The 6,398-nt window shown below is 48.0% G+C and carries 6 protein-coding genes and 1 pseudogene; 6 read left to right on the top strand and 1 reads right to left on the bottom strand.

Features of this window, described 5'->3' with window-relative positions:
• The 6 genes and pseudogenes from H6F50_RS01270 to H6F50_RS01295 form a co-directional block, all read left to right on the top strand.
• A pseudogene (locus H6F50_RS01270) lies at positions 1-100 on the top strand (IS5/IS1182 family transposase); the annotation flags it as partial.
• A 52-nt stretch (positions 101-152) separates the two neighbouring features.
• Positions 153-836, top strand: coding sequence for a response regulator transcription factor (locus H6F50_RS01275; RefSeq protein WP_190425439.1), 684 nt, complete (start codon positions 153-155; stop codon positions 834-836).
• Positions 837-972: 136 nt separating this feature from the next.
• The gene (locus H6F50_RS01280; RefSeq protein WP_190425440.1) at positions 973-1,467 is read left to right on the top strand and encodes an adenylyltransferase/cytidyltransferase family protein; all 495 of its coding nucleotides are present in this window, start codon (positions 973-975) and stop codon (positions 1,465-1,467) included.
• A 113-nt stretch (positions 1,468-1,580) separates the two neighbouring features.
• The gene (locus H6F50_RS01285; RefSeq protein WP_190425442.1) at positions 1,581-2,303 is read left to right on the top strand and encodes a GUN4 domain-containing protein; all 723 of its coding nucleotides are present in this window, start codon (positions 1,581-1,583) and stop codon (positions 2,301-2,303) included.
• Between the two features lie 482 nt (positions 2,304-2,785).
• Positions 2,786-4,390: a GAF domain-containing sensor histidine kinase gene (locus H6F50_RS01290; RefSeq protein ID WP_190425444.1), complete on the top strand. Its 1,605-nt coding sequence runs from the start codon at positions 2,786-2,788 to the stop codon at positions 4,388-4,390.
• Positions 4,391-4,521: 131 nt separating this feature from the next.
• Positions 4,522-5,937 (top strand): IctB family putative bicarbonate transporter, encoded by a 1,416-nt coding sequence (locus H6F50_RS01295; protein WP_190425446.1) that lies wholly within the window; start codon positions 4,522-4,524, stop codon positions 5,935-5,937.
• Positions 5,938-6,230: 293 nt separating this feature from the next.
• Here the strand turns inward: H6F50_RS01295 and H6F50_RS27830 are convergent.
• Positions 6,231-6,398: WGxxGxxG family protein (locus H6F50_RS27830; RefSeq protein ID WP_190425448.1), on the bottom strand; the 168-nt coding region annotated here is incomplete at its 5' end.

A 6,398-nucleotide genomic window follows, 5' to 3' on the forward strand; every position in this document is an offset into this window, starting at 1 on the left:
ACTCAAGCAGTATCGAGCGATTGCGACGCGCTACGATAAACGCGCTACCAATTTTTTGGGTGCAATTTATCTGGCTGCTTCTGTCATTTGGCTTAATTGATGACACGCCCTAGGCTGATATGGCCCCTGAAAGGCGCTCTTCTAGAGTAACGATGAAAAAAATTTTGCTCGTTGATGATGATAGAACCCTGCGAACTGTCTTGACACGCTACCTGCAAAACCAGGGGTATCTGGTTCAGGATGTAAGTTCTGGTATGGAGGCATTAAGCGCTTTTGAACAAGCTCCACCGGATTTGGTGGTCAGCGATGTAATGATGCCGGAGATGGACGGTTTGGAATTCTGCCGACGCCTGCGAACAACTCCTATCGGGCAATTGGTACCGTTTATCTTTTTGTCAGGCAAAGGAGAGCTAGAAGACCGAATTCAAGGTCATACGATTGGGGCAGATGATTATCTGACTAAACCCTTCGATCCCAGGGAATTAGTCGCAAAAATTGAAGCTCAGCTAGAGCGATCGCGGCGCATCCATGCGGAAATGGTACGGTTGATGCAGCAGATGGCAACCAGTTCCACCGCAGCGACAGCAACTCTGGGAGCGTTGGGTTCTGCCACCTGCGAGCCACTTCCGTTAACACCCGCAGAGCAAAGAGTTTTTTGGGAGGTGATTCAGGGATTTACCAATAAACAAATTAGCGATCGCTTGTTTATCAGTCCGCGCACCGTTCAGACCCATCTTAGTAACATCCTCAGTAAGCTGGAACTAGAGAATCGCTCTCAACTAGTTCGATTTGCCTTTGAACACGGATACCGACCTCCCACCCATGAAGAGCCGTGAGAGATGAGGCAGTCATTGGTAATTGGTAATCAATTTTTAAGTTGTAGAGACAAGGGTTGATCGCCTCTGAATTTTAAATTAAAAATTTTTTGATAACTCAAAACTCAAAACTCATCGCTCAAAACTCTCATTACCCATGATTTCAGGCGTTTATACACTAAATGAGTTAAGTCAAGCGATCGCGGCAGATCCTAGCCGATGGCGACCGCTAGTATTTACTAACGGGTGCTTTGATTTACTCCATACAGGTCATGTTCGATATTTACAAGTAGCAAAGTCCTTGGGGCGATCGCTCGTCGTGGGGTTAAATAGTGATCAGTCCGTCCGTGCAATCAAGCCCCATCAGCAGGGATTGCCTCCCCGACCTATCGTGCCTGAGCAGCAGCGGGCTGAAGTTCTCGCCGCCCTTAAGCCCGTGGATGGAGTGGTAATCTTCGACTCATTGACAGCCACTGGCTTAATTGAAACACTCAAGCCCGATATCTATGTCAAAGGAGGCGACTACAGCTTGGAAACCCTGCCTGAAACACCTGCCGTTCAGGCATACGGAGGTCAGATTGAATTGGTCAAAGTGGAAATTCCCACCTCGACCACAGCGATGATTGACCGCATCCTGCACTCAAATGATTAGCGCATTTGTCAAAAGTCATTAGTCATTGGTCATTAGTCATTGGCTACGGACTAAAGACTAGAGACTAATGACTAATGACTAATAACTAACAGCAACCTGAAATGACTTGCTTCATGACAGACCAAACGACTGCCGACCTACCATACACCAGCCAAGACCTTACCGACCTACGCTGCAAGTTTGAGTCGGGTTCTGAAAAAACGCAACTACAACTCCTCCCAGAACTTCTAAAAGCGGGTAATGCCGGTTTGGAGGTACTGATGGAATTTTTACGTAACAATCAGTCAACTCCTACCAATTTAGTTACAGCTAAAGCCTACCAGACCCTCTACAACGCCAATTTGCCAGCTGCAACTGAATTTCTTCAAACCCATTTCCCTTCCGGCATTATCCCCTTACACTCAGAACGCGGCATCGACTACAGTTCCCTGCAACACCTGCTCTTGCAACAAGACTTTCTTGCCGCTGACCGCCTAACCTTGCAAAAGCTGTGTGAATTGGCAGGTGCTCAGGCTGTACAGAGAAAATGGTTGTACTTTACAGAGGTAGAAAACTTCCCCATTCCTGATTTACAAACCATCAATAGCCTGTGGTTCCTACACTCGGAGGGCAAATTCGGTTTTTCCGTGCAACGGGAAATCTGGCTGAGTCTCGGCAAAGACTTCTTAAAGTTCTGGCCCAAAATTGGCTGGAAGAGCGGCAACAACTGGACTCGATATCCCAACGAGTTTACCTGGGATCTCAGTGCCCCTAGGGGTCATCTGCCTCTGTCAAATCAGCTGCGGGGTGTCCGGGTGATTGCCGCCTTGTTATCTCATCCCGCCTGGTCAACTTGAAAACTTCAAGGCTCAGGACTCAGGACTCAGCAAACAAGAGTGATGAGTGAATGAAGCAAGAAAGCCTCTTGCCAGCAGAAATGACTCTACTTTTCACTCTTGTTTTTCATCCTGGCTCCTCAATCGAATCACCGTCACTGAAGACTTGTCGGCTGGGTTGAGCCGAGTGCTAAACTCAACGCCTCCCTTGATTTTTGTTGCTTTCTCCTCCCTTGAAGGCTAAAGCCTTACGGCATGAACGCGCCTGCGCGACCTCAAACACCACGTCGCCAGGGCGGGAGAACCCCCGCTATTCTTGTCGTTCAACCTACGATAGAAGTCAATTTTGTTTAAACTCAGTGTCATTTACCCTTAGTCCTTTTTAACCGAAAAGCAAAACTCTCTGCTCAACGTGTTTGTTAGAGGCCTTCTTCGGGAACGCTAAGTGTAGCGGGATATTAAATTAAGTCATACAAGCAAAGCGTATGGGAGTAGGGATGGTAATGGCAGCCCCAGAAAGCAGACTTTTTTGTCGTTTGGATGGTTTGACACCGGCAGTACGAGAACAACAAAGGTTCGCTGCTTTGGGAGAATTGGGTCTACTTGAAGCAGAGATGGTTCCAGTGTTCGAGGAAGCTACTCAAACAGCAGCCCGATTTTTGGAAGCGCCGATTTGCATTTTAAGTTTAATGGCTCAAGACAAGCAGCGGATCAAAGCAGCTGTGGGTTTATCACGATTAGGGTTGATGAACGATCTCGCCACGTCCCGGCAGCTCCCACGCCATCAATCTTTGTGTACTTATGTGGTCGATAGTCATCAAGTTTTGATTGCTGGCGATACGCTAACAAATCGAGCGTTTGCTGAAACTGCTCTTGTGCAGCACTACGGCATCCGTGCCTATCTAGGGACACCGCTGCTATCATCTAGTGGAATCTGCCTGGGCACCCTGGCAGTGATGGACTTAGTGCCTCGTAACTTTACTAGCAAAGATATTGACTTTTTGGAACTTATGGCTCGCTGGAGTCTGAGTGAATTTGAGAGAAACCGTCTATTTTTAGAAACGCGACAATTGGGGTCTTTAGAGCGTACCAACTCCAGCTATTGGTTTGCCAAGCCGTCGCCTAACGGGCAACCAGAAACGGGTAAAGACCTGGGATACAATGCCGCCTCGAACAACAGCAGTATGGGCAGCAATGCGGGTGAAGTGTTGTCCCTGACCCGTTCAACCCCTAGCCCCTCTGCAACTAGCTCCGTTAAAGTCAAACTGCTATCCCAGCTGTCACAGGAACTGCGGACTCCGTTGACTTCAATTATGGGGATGGCAAGTGTTTTGGGACGCGAAGTTTATGGGCCATTAACGACCAAGCAGAAGGAATACCTGGAGATTATCCACAACAGCGGTCAGCACTTAGTGTCGCTAGTTGATGAAATTTTGTCTCTGGGAGGGTTGGATGAGGTTAGCCAAAAACTCGATTTCACCTCTGTGGACATCGAAATGCTGTGTCAACAGGCGATTAATAACCTGCAACAGATTGCGTCTGGGCGGCAGCAACAGATTCGTCTATCTGTAGAGCCTGGAAAGCGCATCTGGTTGCTTGACAAGGATAAAGTGCGGCAAATTCTTTACTACCTGATTTTTAATCTAATTAACTCAGGGAGTGCAGGAGGTGTGGTTCGCATTCATGTCTCTCGCAAAATCGAAAAGCTGAACATTGCGGTGTGGGTTTCTCATCCCTGGCTAGGAGATGGTCTACCGCAGATTGAGTTTTATGCCCAGTCCGATATGTCGCCAAATCATCACTTAGAACCAGCTCTCTCAGAAGCCAGTGTTGCTTACATTCAAGAGCCGTACTCCGTGCCGTCCCTCACATCAATGAATCAATTGTTGCTGAATGACTCTCGTGCCGCTGATTCTGCCATCTCAGAAGGGCTGTCCCATTTATCAGTCGGCAATGGTTCTCGTGAAAGTTTGGGGTTGTTGCTGAGCTGTTTATTGGCAGAAATTCATGGTGGGCACATTTCTGTTCAAGGCTCTCCAGAAGCGGGATATCGCTATGTAGTCAGCTTGCCACAGGTGGATGCGGTGGAAACAATTGGTGATGATTGACGGACTAGAGACTATAAACTATGTACTTGGGTAATTGGTAATCGTCATAGGGAATGGCTAATTGTTCATTGACCAATGACTAATGTGATCAATACCAATCACCCATAATCACTTCCCCCCTGACCTATCACATGAGTGTTTGGCAACAATTTACCTTGTCCAGTTTGCCGCTGTATCAGTGGCAAAGTGCAAGCTATTTGCATCGGTTGGTCGGTAGCTTGCGAAGCTGGCGGCAGAGTAGCGTCTGCGTGCAGTGGGCTGAGCCGTTGGGAGCCTTGTTTGTGGCTTTAGTGTTTGCGTTGGCTCCTTTCGTGACAACGGCCCTGGTTGGCGTGTTGTTAGCTGCCGGTGCTGGCTTTTGGATACTGCTGACTCTGTCAGATGAGGCGGGTTATGTACCGGGCGAAGCGCCTAAAGTTACTCCAATTCACTGGTTGGTGTTACTGTACTGGGGCATTGCCACTGTAGCAACGGCTCTGTCGCCAGTGAAGATAGCTGCTTTGAAGGGCTGGGGCAAGCTAACGCTGTATTTGCTATTTTTTGCGCTCATGGCGCGAGTGCTGCGATCGCCCCGACTGCGTTCTATCCTGATCGCGGTCTATCTCCACATTGCGCTGATTGTTAGTGTCTACGGGCTGCGACAATGGTTTTTTGGGGCGGCTGCACTGGCAACTTGGACAGATCCAACGTCTCCCCTGTCTAAAACGACGCGAGTTTATAGTTATCTGGGGAACCCCAATTTACTTGCGGCTTATCTTTTGCCTGCGATCGCTTTCTCTCTGGCTGCTATTTTTGCTTGGCGCGGGTGGAGTCGTAAAGCGCTAGCGCTGACGATGTTTTCCGTTAATACTGCGTGTTTGATTCTCACGTTCAGTCGCGGCGGCTGGATTGGCTTTATATTTTTGCTTTTAGTATTTTCGCTGATGCTGCTTTACTGGATCGGCGAACATCTGCCACCTTTCTGGCGGACTTGGTCGCTGCCGATTCTGTTAGGAAGTTTGATGCTAGTGCTAGCGGTGGCGATCCTATTTGTGGAACCAGTGCGCGATCGCGTTTTTAGTATTTTTGCAAGTCGCAAGGATAGCAGTAACAATTTCCGGGTCAACGTTTGGGAAGCGGTGATTGAGATGATCCGCGATCGCCCGATTTTAGGGATAGGCCCTGGCAACGAGGCTTTTAACAAAGTTTATCCCCTTTATCAGCGCCCCCGCTATACTGCCTTAAGTGCTTATTCCGTTTTCCTGGAATTGGCTGTAGAAACTGGCTTAATTGGTTTTTGCTGCTTTATGTGGTTGCTGATTGTCACCTTTAACCAAGGATGGCTACAGCTAAATCGTTTGCGGCAACTGGGCAGGCGTGAGGGGTTTTGGCTGATAGCGGCGATTGCCACGATATTTGGTCTATTAGGACATGGTTTGGTAGATACAGTTTGGTATAGACCGGAAGTAAATACGCTTTGGTGGATGATGGTGGCGTTGATTGCTAGTTATTACACTTTCTCACCGAGTAGCGATCGCACTCCCCACACGCTAACGGAACACAGTTAATTCGATTTCCCTGTTTGATTATTCATTAGTTTTTAGACTTTTTTCGGCACCCACTCCGTCCAAAGGCGAGCGAAAAAACAAAAACTCGCAAACTCTTGTCCAAACAGCACTCCTAGAGTGGATGGAGTTGTACCCATGACTAAAGACTAAAGACTCTGACTTTTGATTTATCTGGAATCCAAACAAGTTTAGAAAATTTCAAAAGCAAAAAGGCAAAGAAAAGATTTCCTCTTCTTTCTTTTGCCTTTTGCCTTTTTTAGTGCCGTTAATTTCCCTATAAGCCACCCGTTTTTTTACTCTCTGTAGCCGGTACGACTTACTGGATCTGGATCGCGGTAACGGGTTGGCTCTTCATGCTTGCGACCCGCTAAGCCTGCTAAACCAAGCAGTCCCAGCAAGCCCAACCAGCCCCAATCAAAATTGCGATCGCTTTCAACGGTTCTAACGTCTTGGCGAGCATC

Source organism: Coleofasciculus sp. FACHB-712 (assembly GCF_014695635.1).
Lineage (GTDB): Bacteria > Cyanobacteriota > Cyanobacteriia > Cyanobacteriales > FACHB-T130 > FACHB-T130.

What these genes read in the sequence shown, in the direction of transcription:
- H6F50_RS01275 (WP_190425439.1), top strand. Translation starts at nt 153, where the DNA reads ATGAAAAAAATTTTGCTCGTTGATGATGATAGAACCCTGCGAACTGTC.
- H6F50_RS01280 (WP_190425440.1), top strand. Translation starts at nt 973, where the DNA reads ATGATTTCAGGCGTTTATACACTAAATGAGTTAAGTCAAGCGATCGCG.
- H6F50_RS01295 (WP_190425446.1), top strand. Translation starts at nt 4,522, where the DNA reads ATGAGTGTTTGGCAACAATTTACCTTGTCCAGTTTGCCGCTGTATCAG.
- H6F50_RS01290 (WP_190425444.1), top strand. Translation starts at nt 2,786, where the DNA reads ATGGCAGCCCCAGAAAGCAGACTTTTTTGTCGTTTGGATGGTTTGACA.
- H6F50_RS01285 (WP_190425442.1), top strand. Translation starts at nt 1,581, where the DNA reads ATGACAGACCAAACGACTGCCGACCTACCATACACCAGCCAAGACCTT.